Raw genomic sequence first — 669 nt, forward strand, 5'->3', positions numbered from 1 at the left:
CGCTCGGGATCGGGAGTGAGCGGCGGCGTCGTAGAAAGAGCCTAGGCCGAGATGTCAACCGTCCCGCGAATGATGACGCGAAACTTGTCAGTGAACTCTGCCTCCATCGACGGTCAGTCGCTCGGGACGAATCCCCGATTCGGCGTCACGGTTCCTGACTTCAGGGCGAGTTGACTGTCGTCCGTCCGCCGAGACGACTGTAGGCCCCGACGGACGTACCTCCATCCGACGTTCTTCGCGCCGACGTAGTCCGCGTTCCCCGTCTCACCACACGATTGGCACTCGAACTCCGAGCGCGCGATTCGGTTCCCTTCGCTCGTGTGACCGCACTCCGGGCACCGCCGACTCGTGTTCTCCGGTGACACGTACACGACACGGAGCCCCTCCGCGTCCGCTTTGGACTCTACCATGTCCACGAGCTGTCGATGCGCCCACTGGTGGAACTCCTTCACCCGAGGCGCACGGTCTCGGATGTGCCGGAGGTTCTCGAAGGCGATGTACTCGCAGTCGCATTCAAGGGCCTCGTCGATGATGTCGTTGGCGACCTCGTGAAGCGTGTTCCGGACGTGTCGCGATTCCCGCCCACTCATCTGTTGAATCGTTCGGTGCGCGGACTGTGTACCCGTCCGTTGGAGCCGACCGCGGATCCGCTCGAACCCTCGGTGTCGG

The 669-nt window shown here is 63.4% G+C and carries 1 protein-coding gene; it reads right to left on the reverse strand.

The features are described 5' to 3' along the window. Positions 1-113: 113 nt before the first annotated feature. Positions 114-669, reverse strand: a 556-nt coding sequence (locus EXE44_RS17690; protein WP_137718027.1) for an RNA-guided endonuclease TnpB family protein, incomplete at its 5' end; no start/stop codon positions are given.

Origin of the sequence: Halorubrum sp. SS7, assembly GCF_005435055.1 — an archaeon.
GTDB classification, from domain to species: Archaea; Halobacteriota; Halobacteria; order Halobacteriales; family Haloferacaceae; genus Halorubrum; species Halorubrum salinarum.